We start from the raw sequence: 17,828 nt of genomic DNA, 5'->3' as shown, positions 1-17,828 counted from the left end.
AAGAATATTTTGCTAGTATTTTTTTTAAAATATTATGTTACTTTTGTTACAAATCAATATCTTTTTATGACCATAATTAGAAACAGCATTGTTTTTTTCATAATTATTTGCACAAATATACTTCACGGTCAAAAAAAGACGCTTAATACGAAGTCTATTACAGCTAAGATTTCTATTGATGGTAAAATATCAGAAGATGCATGGAAATCGGCCGAAATTGCATCAGATTTTGTTATGTATCAGCCAGATAATGGTAAGTTAATAAGTGAAAATAAAAGAACAGAAGTAAAAGTGGTTTATGATAATGATGCGGTTTATATAGCTGCAACATTATACGATGAAGACCCTAGCAAAATTAAAAAGGAAATTACCAACAGAGATAGTTTTGGGGTAACCGATTATTTTTCAATTTTTATTAATGGATTTAATGATGGGCAACAAGATTTTAGGTTTTATGTAACCGCTGCAGGGGTACAGTTAGATTGCATTGCTACAGAAGATTACAAAGATTTCTCATGGGATGCTATTTGGGACAGTAAAGCAGTGATAACCGATAAGGGTTGGGTTGTTGAAATGAAAATTCCTTATGCGGCTATACGTTTCCCAAATTCAAACAAACAAACTTGGGGTATTAATTTTCTTAGGAATATTGAGCGTGACGTACAAGTGTATTCTTGGAATCGAATTGATACTAAAATTGGAGCTGAACTTACACAAAACGGATTGCTGGAGGGAATTGAAAATATCAAAACCCCAACTCGATTATTCTTTATTCCCTACATTTCATTTTACAATCAGAAAGACGATACCCAGTCGGATAATACATTCAAGGGAGGTCTCGATATCAAGTACGGGATAAATGATGCTTTTACTTTGGATGCTATTTTGGTGCCAGATTTTGGGCAAACTAAATTTGATAATGCCATTTTAAATCTCGAACCATTCGAGCAAAAATTGGATGAGAATAGGCCGTTTTTTACCGAAGGAACTGAGCTGTTTTCTAAAGGAAACCTTTTTTATTCAAGAAGAATAGGAGGGTATCCGAGTTCGGATCCAACAGTGGGAGAAAATGAAGAAATTACAGATTATCCAAGTACTGTTGATTTACTCAATGCGATCAAAATTTCGGGGCGTACAAAAAAAGGTTTGGGAATAGGTTTTTTGAATGCCATTACCGAAAAAACATACGCAAGCATAAAAGACACTGTAGCTTCAACCAGCAGGAAAGAAGTAATTGAGCCACTTGCCAATTACAATATTGTTGTTTTGGATCAGCGTTTTAATCAAAATTCATCTGTAACATTTGTCAATACTAATACTATTAGAAATGGAAGTTTTAGAGATGCCAATGTTTCGGGACTTTTATTCGACTTGAACACCAGGAAAAATAGCTATAGCCTAAATGGGGACTTTAAATATAGTAGCGTAAATACTTTTGAAGATTATGACGGCTATAAAACTGCTTTGAATTTTGAAAAAACAAGCGGTAAAATTAGATATGAAATTTCGGGGAAATATATTTCCGAAGATTACGATGTTAATGACCTTGGACTGATTTATTATACCAACTATCATGGCGGTTATGCTAATGCGAGCTATAGAATCTTGAATCCAACTTCTGTTTTTAATACCTTTAAAGTTCTTCAGGAAGCTAGTTTAGAAATTCAAAATACAACAGGCAAAATACAAGACGATTATCTTAAGACAACCATAGGGGCATCTTCTTTGAAAAACAACTATTATGAATTTTCTTTATTTTACACACCTAAAGAAACTTTTGATTTTTATGAACCCAGAGTTTATGGTCGTTATGTGTATGTGCCAAAAAGGGTATCTTCATATTTTGGATTTGAGTTAAATAGAAATCACGCTTTTATTTTGGATGCAACTGTTTCATTTACGAAATATGATGAAGAAAACAGGCAAACTTATGAAATCTATATCAATCCAAAATACCGATTCAATAATCAATTTTCATTAGAATATGCCTTGGACTACACGACCAAAAGAAATGACAGAGGACGTGTGGGTTACGACGATTCTGGAATTGTATTTGCCGAAAGAAATAGAGAAATTCTTCAAAATACCCTTACTGGAAAATTTGCCATTACTAATAAAATGGCCTTAAATCTGGATGCCCGTTACTATTGGTCTTATGCAGATAATCATGAATTCTTTACGTTACAAGACGATGGTTATTTAACTCCAAATCCTAATTATAACCTTAATAAAAACAAAAATTTCAACTCTTGGAACTTAGACTTATCGTACTCATGGTGGTTTGCTCCCGGAAGTGAAATGATTCTCTTGTACCGTAATTACGCTTTGGAGGAAACCAATCAAGTGGAAAAAGACCTTTCGACCAATTTGTCAGATATTTTCAATAGTAATTTGACTAATATTTTTTCTGTTAGTATTCGTTATTACATTGACTATAATGTGATAAAAAATAAATTTTAGTCATTTTTCTACAAAACTGTAACATAAATAATAAACAATAGTCTATTGAGGCAACAGTTATTAAATTCAAAATCTGATTTAATATTCTTAAGCTATTTAAATTATTGTTTTCATGAAAAAGTATTATTTCTTCTGTTTTCTTTTATTTTCAACTTTGATGCATAGTCAGAAGAAATCTTTGCAAACAAAATTTACTGGTGAGAAAATAACATTGGATGGGAAATTAGACGATGTAATTTGGCAATCGGTTCCTATTGCAACTGATTTTGTTATGTTTCAACCTGATAATGGTAAGGCAATTCCAGAAAATAAAAGAACCGAAGTTCGAGTTTTATATGATAACGAGGCTATTTATATTGGAGCCTTGATGTATGATGACGAGCCGAGCAAAATATTAAGGGAAATTAACAAAAGGGATAATTTTGGAGCAGCTGATTTTTTTGGTGTTTTCATTAATGGTTATAATGATGGACAACAGAATTTTCAGTTTTTTGTTAATGCCGCAGATGGACAAGCCGATTGTTTAGCAACCGACAGTAATGGAGAAGATTATTCTTGGGATGCCGTTTGGGATAGTAAAGCGGTTATTACTTCTGTCGGGTGGGTTGTCGAAATGCGAATTCCTTATTCTGCTTTGCGATTTTCTAGTGAAAGCAAACAAACTTGGGGCATTAACTTTTTTAGGGAAATACGTAGAGACCGACAAAAATATTCGTGGAATTTAATCGATAATAAAATTGGAACATTTACCCAACAAAATGGGACTGTGGATGGAATTGAAAATATAAAAACACCTACAAGACTTTTCTTTTTGCCGTATGCATCTTTTTATACTTATGCGAATGCCGACCAAAAAACGTACGGAGAATTAAAAGGAGGTTTGGATATTAAGTATGGAATAAATGATGCCTTCACTCTTGATGCGATGCTTATTCCTGATTTTGGTCAAACAAAATATGATGATCGAATTCTGAATTTGTCTCCCTTCGAACAACAATTCAATGAAAACCGTGCCTTTTTTACTGAAGGGACTGATTTGTTTAGCAAAGGAAATCTTTTCTATTCCAGGAGAATTGGAGGCCCACCTTCCTATTCTCCAGAGACGAAAACTAATGAAGAAATAATCGAAAATCCAACAACGGTTGATCTTTATAATGCTACCAAAATATCGGGTAGAACAAAAGGCGGTCTAGGAATTGGATATCTAAATGCTGTTACCCAAAAAACATATGCAACTATTAAAGATACTATTACTCAAGAAACACGTAGGGTTTTAGTGGAACCGCTGACTAATTATAATGTTTTGGTTTTCGACCAACGTTTTCACAAAAATTCTTCGATGTCTTTAGTAAATACAAATGTAACAAGAGACGGCTCTTTCAGGGATGGGAATGTGTCGGCATTGGTTTGGGATTTAAACACTGCCAAGAATACTTATAATTTATCTGGAAATTTTGAATATAGTTATGTGAATGATATTGAAAATAAAAAAGACGGAATCAACACGACTTTGAATTTTGCGGAAACAAGTGGTAAATATCGTTATAATTTTGGCGGAAATTTGGTAACAAAAGACTTCGATAACAACGATTTGGGAATTATTTTTGAAACTAATTATTACAGTTTTAATGGATTTACGAGTTACAGAATTCTTAATCCAACCAAATTATTTAATTCATTCAATACCAATATTAATGGGTATACTCAATTTCAGAAAGAAACCGGTAAAGTACAGGATGACCAAATCAATTGGAACGTAAATACCACTACGAAAAAGAACCACTATATTGGATTTGGGCTACAATATCGCCCTGTAGAAATCTACAATTACTATGAACCAAGAGCCGAAGGCCGTTACAGCATTGACCCTACTCGTTTTGGAAGCTGGTTTTCGTTATCTACGAATTACAACAACAAATTTGCAGTTGATTTTAATCCTTCTTTTGCAGTGTTAAATGAAGCAAAAAGAACAACATTTAGTTTTTATTTAAGTCCAAGATACCGTTTCAATGACCATTTGGCATTAAATTATGAATTCAACTTTTTTCGCCAAAATAATAATAAAGGATATGTTGACAGTAGTTCCCAAAACGATGCTTTGGCTCCTAATACTATAATTTATGCGAACCGAAATGTTGTCAATTATACCAATAATATAAACGGAAAGTATTCTTTGAACAGTAAAATGAATTTTGATCTCTCGGCGCGTTATTATTGGTCTTACACCGAGAATAAGGATTTTTATGAGTTAGAGGACAACGGACGACTAACTCCTTATGCTGGCTATACCGATAACAAAAATCAAAATTTGATTACTTGGAATTTGGATGTGTCGTACAATTGGTGGTTCGCGCCTGGAAGTCAATTGACTATTTTGTACCGAAGTAATGCCGCGAAATACGATAATTTAATCAATAAAGATTTTGGAAATAACTATACTAGTATACTAAATAATGAAGATTTAAGTCATGTGATTTCCATTAGCGTAAAATACTTTATAGACTACAATCAGGTCAAAAATATTTTCTAGATTATTTTGATTCAAAATAAATTTTCCAATCAAAAGGCGTATCTTTTTATAGGATAAAATTCTCCTCAAAATTCTTGTTTTACAGATAGGTTTTTTGAAGATTTTTTTTGCGTTTTTTTTATAAAAAGCCACTTTTTACAACACAATTTTAAGTATTTGTTGTACTTCTCTTTTTTATGTACAATAGTAGTTTTGATGAACTTATATTTTTTTGGAAAGCTTTATCTTTGCAAAAAATTTCATACCATGAACAAAAAAGTAATTTTAATGATTTTAGACGGTTGGGGAAAGTCACCTGACCCGAAAGTTTCTGCAATTGATAATGCAAATGTTCCGTTTATAAATAGTCTCTATACAAAATACCCTAGCGCTCAACTTAGGACTGATGGTTTACATGTTGGTCTTCCTGAAGGACAAATGGGAAACAGTGAAGTAGGGCACATGAATCTGGGGGCTGGAAGAATTGTTTACCAAGATTTGGCTAAAATCAATCTTGCTGTTGAACACAAAACATTGGTAAAAGAACAAGTACTTATTGATGCTTTCGAATATGCCAAACAAAACAATAAAAAAGTACATTTTTTAGGATTGCTTTCTGATGGAGGAGTTCACTCACATACTTCTCACTTACGTGGATTAATAGATGCTACCCAAGATTATGGATTACAAAATGTATTCGTTCATGCTTTTACGGACGGTCGTGACGTAGATCCAAAATCTGGAAAAAAATATGTTCAAGATCTTGAAGATTACATTGCAAACACTACTGTAAAATTAGCTTCTGTGGTAGGACGTTATTATGCAATGGATCGTGACAAACGTTGGGAAAGAGTAAAACTGGCTTACGATTTAGTTGTAAATGGAACAGGAACTCATTCAACTAATGCCTATGAAACCATAAAAGAAAGCTACAAAAACCATGTGACAGATGAATTCATCGCCCCAACGGTTATGGTAGACGAAAATGATAAGCCTCTTGCGACTATCCAGGAAGACGATGTGGTTATTTTCTTCAATTTCAGAACTGACAGAGGACGTGAATTGACTGAAGCGCTTTCGCAAAAAGATTTCCACGAGCAAAACATGCACAAATTAAAATTGTATTATGTTACGCTAACCAATTATGATGAAACATACGAGAATGTAAAAGTAGTCTACAACAAAGACAACATCACGGAAACATTGGGTGAAGTTTTAGAAAAAGCCAATAAAAAACAAATTCGTATTGCCGAAACAGAAAAATATCCTCACGTAACATTTTTCTTTTCTGGAGGTCAAGAAACTCCTTTTGAAGGCGAAAGCAGAATATTGAGAAATTCTCCAAAAGTAGCTACTTACGATTTACAGCCAGAAATGAGTGCTTATGAATTAAAAGATGCTTTGGTTCCTGAATTAAACAAAGGGGAAGTTGATTTTGTATGTTTGAACTTTGCTAATGGCGACATGGTTGGACATACAGGAGTTATGAGTGCAGCCATAAAAGCTTGTGAAGCTGTTGATGCTTGCGTAAAAGAAGTTGTAGAAGCAGCTCTTGCCAATGATTATACAACCATCATCATTGCAGATCATGGAAACTGTGAAACTATGATTAATCCTGACGGTTCTCCAAACACTGCTCATACTACCAATCCGGTGCCGATTATTTTGGTGGACAAAGATTTAAAAACTATTCATGATGGAGTTTTAGGAGATATTGCTCCTACAATTCTTGCTTTGATGGGAATCGATCAACCGGCAGCAATGACTTGTCATTCGTTGTTGTAGAATTAAATCATAAACAAAAAAGAGACCAAATTCTAAAATTGGTCTCTTTTTGTTTTTAAGAAATTAAGTTGCTTCAAGAATGTTTTATTTTGAGTTTTTATTTTAAAAAACTCAAATCGCTTCCGCTGGCTAACTCTTCAGGTAATTGGTTTTGTCTAAAAAGACGTGCTTGTAAATTTCCTTTAAGGGTAATTTTTTCTCCTTTTACGTCTAGCCAACTTCCTTCTCGTAATCCTAATACAGGCAAACTATTAAAGGCATGAAATTCTTTGATTCTCGTTTCTCTCGTTTCTCCCATATGCTTAGATTGGTCGTCTGGATCCAAATAATGAGGATTCAAATTGAAAGGAATCAATCCTAAAGTTTGAAAGCTAGGCGGATAAATAATAGGCATATCGTTGGTCGTTTGCATCGTCAATCCACAAATATTACTTCCTGCGCTAGTTCCTAAATAAGGGGTTCCACTTTTAACAGTGTCCGCAAGAATTGCCATAAGGTCGTTTTTGTACAATTGTGTAACAAGAAGGAAAGTGTTGCCTCCGCCAGTAAAAATGCCTTCCGCTTTTTGTATGGCTTCTTTTGGATTTTCAAATTCATGAATACCTTTTACTGCTATGTTTATTTTGGCAAAAGCCGTGGCGACTTTAGCGGTGTATTCGTCATGTGTAATACCACCTGATCTTGCAAATGGAATAAATAGAATTGTGTTGCAATCCTTAAAATGCGATTGTAATTCTGGTAGTAGATACTCAAGGTATTCTCCTTCGTGCAAGGTTGAAGTACTTGCTATAATGCAGTTTTTCATTTTATATGCTGTGTAAAATTCTGTGTAAAGGTATAAAATGATTGTTTTTTAATGTATGGAGGGACGATTTTAATTAACAAACTTTTACCAACTTATTAGTAATTAATTTGGATGGGATTGGGATACTTTTACATTTTTCAAATGAAGTTGAGATGAGGTTTTTTCAATCTAATTTCAATCTAAAAAGATGAAAACTTTTTTTGTGCCAAAGAAGAACTGTTTTTTTAGTACTTAAGTTCAGAGAAAAATTAGTTTTTTTATAATCAATTCCAAATTGCTCGTGAAGAATAATTTTACTTTTTTATTTATCTTCTTTTTTTTAACACATTTGGTTGTCGCGCAAGAAGGTGTCGAAAAATTGATAAAGGGGCAGGTAAGCTCGAATGGAATTCCGTTGGAAGGGATCAATATTACGAATGCCACAACCAAAACAATGGTGGTTTCAGATCAATATGGTGCTTTTACGATACTTGTAAAAGTGGGTGATATTTTGAATTTTTCAGCCATTAATTATGAGGGTTTAAGGAAATATATAAGTATTCAAGAATTCAGAATGGGGAACATTATTACCGATTTAACTCCGAGGAGTATCGAATTGAAAGAAGTGATTATTAATGAACACTCCGAAATAAGTGCTGAGAATCTCGGAATAATTCCCCGCGATCAAGTCAAACTGACATCTCAAGAAAGGAAATTGCAAACAGCCGGTGATTTCAAGCCAATACATTTATTGGGACTATTAGGCGGATTGTTGGCGGTTGACCCTATTTTGAATGCTATAAATGGCAGGACAGCAATGCTCAAAAAAGCTGTTACTGTAGAGAAAAAAGAGTTTTTGATGGCCAAGATGGAAGGATTATTTGAAGATAAATATTATATAGAAACTCTAAAAATACCCGAAGAGTACATCAAGGGTTTCCAATATTATTGTATAGAAGACGAAGATTTCGCTAGGTCTTTAAAAGATAAAAACAAGACCATGAGTATGTTTTTAATTGTTGGTCTGGCCTCCAGTTTCAATAAAAACAGACAAAGTGATGTCGAGAACCATTAGCCTTATATTTTAATTTTATTTATTTCCTGTGAAAAATAGTTTAATAGTGTTGTTTGTTTTGTTAGGTCAAAATCAGTTATTGACTGCGCAAACAAATGTGGAAAAAATCATTACAGGAACCGTTATATCTAATACTAAAAAATTGGACGGGATTAGTGTTATCAATTGTATGAATAAAATGATGGCAGTAACTGATAGAGATGGTTGTTTTTCAATTCTGGCAAAAGAAGGAGATATTTTGAACTTCTCAGGGATTGATTATAAATATTTAAAAAAATACGTGTATAAACGCGATTACAATTCAGGAATAATGGAAGTGGATATGGTTTTTAACGCTGTTGAATTGGATGAAGTAATTATTAATAAAGATGCCAATATAACGGCTGAAAACTTAGGGATAATTCCGCGAGGGCAAGTTAAATTTACACCACAAGAGCGAAGATTATATTCTAATTCTGGAGGAATTCAAGGATTATTTAGTTCTATTTCGGGAGAAAAAGAGATTCTTAAAATGAATGTTGAAATAGAAAAGAAAGAATTGTTATTGAAAAAATTGGATTACCTTTTTGGAAATAAATATTATACTAAAACCTTAAAAATTCCCGAAGAACTCATAAAAGGTTTTCAGTATTATTGTGTTGAAGATCCTAGATTTGTTGAATCCTTAAGTTTAAAAAATAAATCTATGAGCATGTTTTTGATGACAAATTTAGCTATAGTTTATAATCAAAAAAGGGTAAGTGAAAAATAATTGAATTGGGATTACTTTATTTTTAATTAGGGAAAGTTGACTGGGAGGGATTTAAAAATCATGTCCTGAAAAAGGTGACTGCCAAAATTTAAATACTTTTTTGGAAGAAATTATAAAAAAAATAACAACCATAGATGTCATTAGGATTAAAATAAAGTTGTAATTTTAAATAGGTGTAAAGGTGTCTTTTTGATACTGAAACTACTTTTTTTGAGTTGTTAAACCTTAAGTAATTACAAATGAAAAATGTATTAGGAGTCTTGGTTTTGTTATTGAGTTGTCATCTTGCTTTTGGTCAGGTGTTAACTCGAAAAACAGTGCACGGAAAAGTAGTAAATGATTCTGTTGCTATTGAGAATGGTTTGGTTTTTAATATAAATGCCAAAACGGGTTCCATAATTGATACTAAAGGATATTTCAGTATTTTGGCGAAGGTAAAAGATACTTTGGTGTTTACAAGTTTAGGCTTTAAAAGTAAAAAAGTAGTGCTTTCGGAAAAAGATATTTCTTCATCTTTTTACAGAATAAAGCTTAATGCTGTTGCCAATCAATTACTGGCAGTTGTTGTTTATGCTAAAAATGGTCCACATCCAGAATTTGGAAATACACAAAAAATTGTGGACACTCAGTACTACGATGACCAACAATCAAATCCTGATAATATTTTGATGATGCCTACAGGGACAGGAGACCCCAATGCAATGGATTGTATCCGTGTCTATAAAATGATTTTTAAAAATTTATTGAAAAACAATCCCAATAAATCTGATTTGGTTTCGGATGTGGGTTTTACAACTGTTGCTATGCAAAGTGTCAGTTATTCTTTTTTTACAGATAAATTAAAATTGAAAGAAGATCAAGTAGGTTTGTTTCTGTTGTTTTGCGAAAATGACCCAAGATCCAAAACTTTTGTAAATACCACAAGTCAAGAATTTGAAATCATGGATTTTTTAATTACAAAAAACAATGAGTTCAAAAATATTGCTACTTTTGAAAAATGAAAAAAGGATTAGTAGTTGCTCTTTTATTAGTTTTTGCGTTTTCGTTAAGCAGTTTTGATGTGCATAAATTTTACATGGCCATTTACCAAATCAATTATGCACCCGAAAAGAAAATGCTCCAAGTTACTTCACGAATATTTGTTGATGATCTCAATAAAACCTTAGAGAAAAAATACAACAAAAAGTTTTTTTTGGGAACTGATAAAGAGACCTCAGAATCGATAGATCTATTAAAAAAATACTTAGCCGAAAATTTCACTATCAAAGTCAATGGACAAACCAAAACCATAAATTTCTTAAGTAAAGAAATGGACGGAGATGTGTTGGTTTGCTATTCAAACGTTAAAGACATTTCAAAAATGAATGCTCTCGAAATCTATAATTCGGTATTAATTGATTGTTTTGCTGAACAGCAAAATATAGTTCATGTGACAGCATTTGCAACTAAGAAAAGTTTTCTTTTTACCGAGAGTTCTACTAAACAAGTGTTAAAATATTGACAAGAAACAACAATTATGTTTAAAATTGTTATTTTCACCGCCTAAAAACAACTTAAACGCTAGTTTATGAGAAAATTTTCATTTTTATTTATTCTTCCAACAATTTTATTGGCACAAGAAAAAGCAGTTACACCAACTGTAAAGCAACCTGGTAAGTACGATACCAATAAATTTAGCCAAATGTATGATTTATTGGCAACTCCCAATATGTTTCGCACAGCATCAGGGGCTCCAGGTCCAGCTTATTACCAACAACAGGCTGATTATAAGATTGATGTAGAACTGGATGATAAAAATGCTAAATTAAGCGGTTCTGAAACTATTACTTATTATAACAATTCACCTGATAATCTGGAATATTTGTGGGTACAATTGGATCAAAATCAAGCTGCCAAAAACTCTCAGTCTCCATTGGTTGAAAATGAAAAAATAGAGGCTGTTTTGCCTGTAAATAAGTTTGCCAACGAATATTTGAAAGAGGGATTAGATCGCGGTTTTAACATTGAATATGTAAAAGATGCTAAAGGAAATCCATTATCCTATACTGTTAACCAAACAATGATGCGCATCAATTTGGCTACACCAATGAAGCCAGGGACTAGCATGACTTTTTCTATAAAATGGTGGTACAATATCAATAACTATCAGCAAGATGGTGGTCGTTCGGGTTATGAACTATTTGAAAAAGAAGGCAACAGGCTGTATGTTATTGCACAATTTTATCCAAGAATGGCGGTTTACAATGATGTTGAAGGTTGGCAAAATATGCAATTTTGGGGAGGCGGAGAATTTGCCTTGCCGTTTGGGAATTTTGATGTAAGCATTACGCTTCCTGCGGATCATGTTGTAGATGCTACTGGAGAATTAATGAACAGAAGCGAAGTGTTTACGCCGGAGCAAGTAAAAAGATATCAATTGGCTCAAAAATCATTTGATAAACCTGTAGTTATTGTAACGCAAGCTGAAGCCGAAGCTGCTGAAAAAGGATTTTCGGATAAAAAGAAGACATGGAAATTCAGTGCCAAAAACGTAAGGGATTTTGGTATAGCGACTTCAAGAAAATTTATTTATGACGCAATGGCGGTGCAATTGGGTGGGAAAGTTGTTATGGCTGAATCACTTTATCCAAAAGAAGCCAATCCGCTTTGGGGAGAAACATCAACAATGATGGTTGCGCATACTTTAAAAAGTTATTCTTCTCATACTTTTGATTATCCTTATCCAAAAGCAGTGTCTGTATCGGCAGAAGATCAAGGAATGGAATATCCAATGATTTGTTGGAATTTCGGTCGTCCAGATGAGAAAGGAGTGACGAGTGAACAAATTAAAAACGGAATGATAGGAGTGGTAATTCACGAGGTGGGACATAACTTTTTCCCTATGATTGTCAATTCTGATGAGCGTCAATGGACTTGGATGGACGAAGGATTAAACTCTTTTATGGAATATATGGCTGAACAAGAATTAGGAACTAATTTTCCTTCCAGACGTGGACCAGCCAAGAATATTGTTCCTTATATGAGTGGAGATCAGAAGATGTTGGAGCCTATTATGTCCAACTCTGAAAGCATCATTCAGTTTGGAAACAATGCATACGGAAAACCGGCAACAGGGCTTAATATTCTTAGAGAAACAATTATGGGGCGCGAATTGTTTGATTATGCGTTCAAAGTATATGCCAATAGATGGAAATTCAAACACCCAACTCCAGAAGATTTTTTCAGAACGATGGAAGATGCTTCTGCAGTAGATTTGGATTGGTTCTTTAGAGGTTGGTTTTATTCTACAGACTTCGTGGATATTGGTGTAAATGATGTAAAACAATATTATGTAACAGAGACTCCAACTGTTGCTTTGAAAGATGCAAAAGTTAGAAAAGGACGTAGTGGAATTGATAAAGGGCCATTTGTGTACTTAATAGCAGGAGATAATCCAGAATTGAATCCAGCTTCAAAGAAACCATTGCAAATAGAAGAAGTAAGTACTCTTTCAGAATATGTGAATCAAAAACTTACTGCTGAAGAAAAAGCGGCTTTGAAAAACCCGAAATATTTTTATGAAGTAGAGTTCAATAAGCCTGGTGGAATGCCAATGCCTATTATTGTTCAAATTACTTATGAAGATGGAACAATGGATAATTACAAATATCCGGCTCAAATTTGGAGAAAAAATAATGAAACTGCCAAGAAAGTGTATGCTACTAACAAAGTTATCAAACAAATTCTTATCGATCCAAAACTGGAAACTGCCGATATTGATGTAACCAACAATTCATGGCCAAAAGTGGAAACGAAATCTAAATTTGATTAATTTAGAATAAGAGACTAAGTTACTAAGATGCTGAGTTACTAAGATTTTAAAAAGCGGAATAAAGCTTAATAGTCTTAGAAACTTAGCATCTTTTTTATGACAATTTTAAAACACAAAGTTTTAAAATTTAATATCTTTGCTCATTAAATACAAAAATTATGTTTGGAATAGGAGGAGGCGAATTAGTTTTTATCATGTTTATCGTATTGATGCTTTTTGGATCCGATAAAGTGCCAGAAATAGCAAGGACTATGGGTAAAGCGATGGCACAGCTTAAAAACGCAACCAACGATATCAAAAGCGAAATTCAAAAAGGAGCTGAGGCTAATGGTTTTGACCAAAAGACCTTGAACGACATAACTGGTGGCATTAATTCCGAAATAAATAAAGTCACGTCAAATCTTTTGGGGGAAACTTCTAATACATTAAACGGGATTACTGAAACATTCAGTACAGAAGTTAATAAAACAAAAGACAGCGTGCTAAGTGGTACTACAAATCCTGATGGAACAACCGTTTTAGATGATCTGACTGGACCTATAAAACGACAAATGTAATGCTTGAAAAAATACTCGCCCTAGATACCCAATTATTTATTTATCTCAACGGTTTAGGTTCTGAGACCTATGATGGGCTTTGGCTCATTATAACTAAACAAGTCAATTGGATTCCCTTTTTTTTACTGTTGTTTTATTTTATTTATAAAAAAATAGGCATAAAGCAAACAGGTTATTTGTTGCTTTTTATTGCTTTTTTGCTGTTGGCTACAGATCAAATTACCAATCTCTTTAAATACACTTTTCAACGTCTAAGACCTTGTAATAATCCCGAAATCAACACTGTTATAAGAGTTGTTCAAGTTCGTAGTTCTTTTAGTTTTTTCTCGGGACATGCTGCCAATACCATGGCTGTGGCCACTTTTTTATATTTTATTTTTAAGAAACAATTCAAATATTTTGGGTTGCTGTTTCTTTGGCCACTCATATTTGCCTACAGCCGCATTTATTTAGGATTACATTATCCGTTGGATATTCTTTCGGGATATTTATGCGGGCTAATCACTGGTTATCTGATGTATAAAGCATACCAATGGGCTTTAAAAACTGGAAGAGTTAAGACGACAGAAGGAAGATAGCACAATCTCATAGAAGACAGTCAGAGACTGTTGGATAAGAGAAGGTAAAAGGAGATAATTGCTTTATATAAAAAATCCCATTCGCTAGCGAATGGGATTTTTTGAATCTGCAATTTAAAGCACTCGGCTAACCGTCAATCCATCACGAATGGGTAATAATACAGTTTCTACCCTTGGATCATCTTTAAGCAATTGATTGTATTCCACGAGTATTTTGGTGCTGATGTCATTGGGATGTATTGGTTCCAGTACTTTACCACTCCACAATACATTATCGGATAAAATGATGCCGCCCTTATTCATTTTTGACAAAATCATTTCAAAATAATTCAAGTAATTTTCCTTGTCGGCATCTATGAAAACCAAATCAAATTTCAAATTCAGATTTGGGATGATGTCAACGGCTTCACCCAAATGTTGTACAATTTGATTGCCCCAGGGCGATTTGTTAAAGTGTTTGCGTTGAAAATCAACCAATTCTTCCTTGATGTCAATGGTGTGTAATTGTCCGTTTTCCTGCATTCCTTCACACAAACACAAAGCCGAGTAGCCTGTGTAAGTTCCAATTTCAAGAATGTTTACGGGGCGAATCAATTTGGATAGCATGCTCAAAACACGCCCCTGAAAATGACCGCTTAGCATTCGAGGCAATAATATTTTTTGATAGGTTTCCTTGTTTAGGGCCGCCAGTAATTCCGGTTCTTTTTCAGAATGTTGTTCAATATAATCTTCTAAATCTTGGGAAATGAAATGCATTTTGTGAATTGTTGAAATTTGGCACAAAGTTATTCATTTAACATTTATAAAAAAGCAGTTGTATTTGATTTTATGGATGACTAAATGATTTGGGTTTAAATAAAAAGTAATAGAAACTTTTTTTGGAAGCTATTATAAAAAAGAAAAATTTTAATTGGGCATCTGTCCATAGGAAATAGTAGTAAAAAAGAAGTGAAATTTATAATTTATGCAGGTTAAAATGAATCACGAATTCATCTTTTACTTTTATGATACCTCCCATTTTTGTTGGTGGTTCAAGGCCAATGTCTGAAAATTTTACAGCTACAATTCCTTCAAGTGATTCTTTGGTATTTTTTAAAACTAAGTTTTGGTATGATAGGGTTTTGTCTGTTATGCGAAAATTCAAACTGCATTTGTAATTGGTGCCAAAAGGTTTTATGTTGGTAATAGTAACAGTACTTTTGGGAAATTTGGTTGCCTTAACAGTGGTCTTAAGGTCTTTGTTCATAATTCTGTTGCCACACTCAAAATTGTTCATGGAGATTTCAGATTTTAAACTGTTTTTAGTGTTTGAGTTTAAATAAATGGTGTCTCTGTATGGAAGTGCATTAGAGCAGTTGTATTTTCCTACAGTGGAATTTCCAAGAATTTCTATTTCCAATTTGTCAATAATTATGATGTTTGGGTCAGTGTCAAATAAGGAAATGGGCTTAGCTCTTCCAAGTAAAAAGAAAAGAACTAAACCCATAATTGTAAATAATATTCTTTGTTTCATATTAGAAAGTGATGGCCGCTTCAAACATAATTCCGTTAAAACTACCTCCGTAAAGATCGTTTAAACTGTTTCCGCTATATTGGGAGTAGTCTGAATAGTTTTGATTTGTATACGCTAATTTAGCAATAATATTTTTAGTCATGAACCAACCTAAGCTTGATTCGAATCTATTCACGTTAACTTTATCCGAAGCGTTAGATAATTTTCCTGAAACGATATTGTATCTTCCACCAATATAGAACTGTTCTGTTTTTCCAAATCGGTAAACTAAATCCGCTGCGTATTGATCTACACTGCGGGAGTCATCACTTCCTTTATGATCACCCCCACTTGTGAATTCGAGAGTTCCAAAGAATTCTAGCCCTTTGTATTTGACAAATGGGTTAATCATGAATGCAGTGTACCAATTTGAATATCCAGGACTAAATCTACCGGTAGTTGCATTGGAAGCTGGGTCAAAGTTGTTTGCTATTGGAGTTGTATTATACATGTAAGCTTGGTGCGACATGACTCCAAAGTAACGGCTACCAGCTCTGTCAGAACCCCATGGGTTTGAGCTCATATTGGCATTGTGATTATAGGATGCAGTGATTCTTACTCTCAAATCTTCATCTAATTGTTTGTCATAGCCCAATTTGGCCAAAATTGTCGGGCTTACTGTTGTGTTTGGATCCGGGGCGGTTGGAGTTGCAGAACCTGGTACAAATTCAGCAACACCTTGGTTTAATTTACCATTTGTGACCCCCAACATACTTACCAGACCATCTCTTAGGTAGTACACTTCCATTCCCATATCGGTTTGAAAAGAATCCATGATATTGGCTTCAATAAAAGGATTCAAAAGAGCATTACCATTATCCGTTCTTCTAAAGTGGGAATCTCCGTAATTGTTCTCCATTTGACCAATTTTTATACTGGTGTATTTCATTATATCTTCCAATAATCCCTTTTTGATGAAATCTAGTTTGTCAATTTGTAAATAACCACCTTTTACCCAAGTTTCGTTATGATGTCTTGAAGCAAGGTAGACGTCTAAATTTACACGTACTCCATCTGCTAATTGAGCGCCAAAGGTCAAGTTGGCTGCCGGTAAATTGAAGTTATTTTCTAAACCGTTTAGTCTGTAACCGGTAGTGCCAGCATTTCCGGAAATCACCGCCCCGTTGGGAGCCGTATAAGATCCTTCTTGTTGATCGTTAAATGATTTTAATCCTTGGAACTGCATAGCAAAAGCGCCACCTAGATCTACGCTCATACCGTCATATTCAACGTCATCCTTCTTGACATCAAATATATTTAATCCATCTTTACTTCGTGGAATCATGTTTTGCATTTTTCTAAAAGAAACCTGTGCATTAACGGAGCTCAGGAATAATACACCAGTTATAAAAAATATAATTTTTCTCATGATCTTTTTATTTAAAGTTAATGTTGAATTTTATTGTCAAATCTTCTCCAGTTTTTATTGTGCCAAGCATAGCGGTTGGGGATTTCATGCCAAATTCTTTAAATGTTATTTTATTAGATCCTTGTAGATTTACAATTCCATTGGTAACTGAAGTTTTAACTTGGGTTTTATGTTCTTTACTCACACCTGCTATAGTGTAAGTACCTGTCAAGTTCCAAGTTGTTTCATTTACTTTTTCAGCTGATTTTAAAACATATTTAATGTTTTTGTTTTTGTCTGATTTTAATGTTTCATAGGCAATTTTATCCATTTTGGTTTTCTCGCTTTTTATTGTCTCTACAGGAAGGGTGATGTCAATGCTGGTTATAGCTGTTAATTTTGAGTTGGCTACGGTTAAATTTGCTGTTCCGGTTTTTGAAGCTGATTTCATTTCCCAATCATGAAGGGTTGAGGTTCCGAATACTGAGAAATTTGTTTTGGCATCTAACGTATAATTTTTTTGGGCATTTGCAGTTAGTGCAATTGCGAAGAATGCTAATGTTGCGGTAATTTTTTTAAGAATTGTTTTCATAGCTTTTTAAAAAATTGGTTAGTAAT

Annotated in this window: 15 protein-coding genes; 10 read left to right on the top strand and 5 right to left on the bottom strand. The window is 33.6% G+C overall.

The window, feature by feature from the left end:
* Positions 1-66: 66 nt before the first annotated feature.
* From VFS71_RS20045 to gpmI, 3 genes are all read left to right on the top strand, one after another.
* The gene (locus tag VFS71_RS20045; RefSeq protein ID WP_326403484.1) at positions 67-2,460 is read left to right on the top strand and encodes a DUF5916 domain-containing protein; all 2,394 of its coding nucleotides are present in this window, start codon (positions 67-69) and stop codon (positions 2,458-2,460) included.
* Between the two features lie 112 nt (positions 2,461-2,572).
* Positions 2,573-4,990: a DUF5916 domain-containing protein gene (locus VFS71_RS20040; protein WP_326403483.1), complete on the top strand. Its 2,418-nt coding sequence runs from the start codon at positions 2,573-2,575 to the stop codon at positions 4,988-4,990.
* Between the two features lie 246 nt (positions 4,991-5,236).
* A complete protein-coding gene (gpmI, locus tag VFS71_RS20035) occupies positions 5,237-6,754 on the top strand; it encodes a 2,3-bisphosphoglycerate-independent phosphoglycerate mutase (RefSeq protein WP_326403481.1) in 1,518 nt (505 codons plus the stop codon).
* A gap of 97 nt (positions 6,755-6,851) precedes the next feature.
* Here the strand turns inward: gpmI and pepE are convergent, their stop codons facing one another.
* Positions 6,852-7,559 carry a dipeptidase PepE gene (gene pepE, locus VFS71_RS20030; RefSeq protein ID WP_326403479.1) on the bottom strand — a complete coding sequence of 236 codons (708 nt, stop codon included), beginning with the start codon at positions 7,557-7,559 and terminating at the stop codon, positions 6,852-6,854.
* 280 nt (positions 7,560-7,839) lie between these two features.
* Between pepE and VFS71_RS20025 the strand changes: the two genes are divergently transcribed.
* The 7 genes from VFS71_RS20025 to VFS71_RS19995 all read left to right on the top strand — a co-directional run bounded on the left by VFS71_RS20025 (position 7,840) and on the right by VFS71_RS19995 (position 14,310).
* The gene (locus tag VFS71_RS20025) at positions 7,840-8,613 is read left to right on the top strand and encodes a carboxypeptidase-like regulatory domain-containing protein (RefSeq protein WP_326403477.1); all 774 of its coding nucleotides are present in this window, start codon (positions 7,840-7,842) and stop codon (positions 8,611-8,613) included.
* Between the two features lie 28 nt (positions 8,614-8,641).
* Positions 8,642-9,364: a hypothetical protein gene (locus tag VFS71_RS20020; RefSeq protein ID WP_326403475.1), complete on the top strand. Its 723-nt coding sequence runs from the start codon at positions 8,642-8,644 to the stop codon at positions 9,362-9,364.
* Between the two features lie 239 nt (positions 9,365-9,603).
* A complete protein-coding gene (locus VFS71_RS20015) occupies positions 9,604-10,365 on the top strand; it encodes a hypothetical protein (protein WP_326403474.1) in 762 nt (253 codons plus the stop codon).
* On the top strand, positions 10,362-10,865 hold the full coding sequence (locus tag VFS71_RS20010; RefSeq protein WP_326403473.1) for a DUF6702 family protein: 504 nt from the start codon (positions 10,362-10,364) through the stop codon (positions 10,863-10,865). Before VFS71_RS20015 ends, VFS71_RS20010 begins: the two co-directional genes overlap by 4 nt.
* 66 nt (positions 10,866-10,931) lie before the next feature.
* Positions 10,932-13,175, top strand: a complete 2,244-nt coding sequence (locus tag VFS71_RS20005) for a M1 family metallopeptidase (protein WP_326403472.1) — start codon at positions 10,932-10,934, stop codon at positions 13,173-13,175.
* A 158-nt stretch (positions 13,176-13,333) separates the two neighbouring features.
* On the top strand, positions 13,334-13,732 hold the full coding sequence (locus VFS71_RS20000; protein WP_326403471.1) for a twin-arginine translocase TatA/TatE family subunit: 399 nt from the start codon (positions 13,334-13,336) through the stop codon (positions 13,730-13,732).
* Positions 13,732-14,310: a phosphatase PAP2 family protein gene (locus VFS71_RS19995; protein ID WP_326403469.1), complete on the top strand. Its 579-nt coding sequence runs from the start codon at positions 13,732-13,734 to the stop codon at positions 14,308-14,310. The genes VFS71_RS20000 and VFS71_RS19995 overlap by 1 nt, the downstream gene beginning before the upstream one ends.
* 114 nt (positions 14,311-14,424) lie before the next feature.
* On the opposite strand, the gene VFS71_RS19990 is transcribed toward VFS71_RS19995, so the two are convergent.
* The 4 genes from VFS71_RS19990 to VFS71_RS19975 form a co-directional block, all read right to left on the bottom strand.
* Positions 14,425-15,066: an O-methyltransferase gene (locus VFS71_RS19990; protein ID WP_326403468.1), complete on the bottom strand. Its 642-nt coding sequence runs from the start codon at positions 15,064-15,066 to the stop codon at positions 14,425-14,427.
* Between the two features lie 199 nt (positions 15,067-15,265).
* On the bottom strand, positions 15,266-15,823 hold the full coding sequence (locus tag VFS71_RS19985; protein WP_326403466.1) for a YceI family protein: 558 nt from the start codon (positions 15,821-15,823) through the stop codon (positions 15,266-15,268).
* A 1-nt stretch (position 15,824) separates the two neighbouring features.
* Positions 15,825-17,231 (bottom strand): hypothetical protein, encoded by a 1,407-nt coding sequence (locus VFS71_RS19980; RefSeq protein ID WP_326403463.1) that lies wholly within the window; start codon positions 17,229-17,231, stop codon positions 15,825-15,827.
* 7 nt (positions 17,232-17,238) lie between these two features.
* Positions 17,239-17,802, bottom strand: coding sequence for a YceI family protein (locus VFS71_RS19975; protein ID WP_326403461.1), 564 nt, complete (start codon positions 17,800-17,802; stop codon positions 17,239-17,241).
* Positions 17,803-17,828 lie beyond the last annotated feature (26 nt).

This window comes from Flavobacterium sp., assembly GCF_035760125.1.
GTDB lineage: Bacteria > Bacteroidota > Bacteroidia > Flavobacteriales > Flavobacteriaceae > Flavobacterium.
Note: the sequence above shows the minus strand (reverse complement) of the source record. Positions and strands in the feature narration are given on the sequence as shown.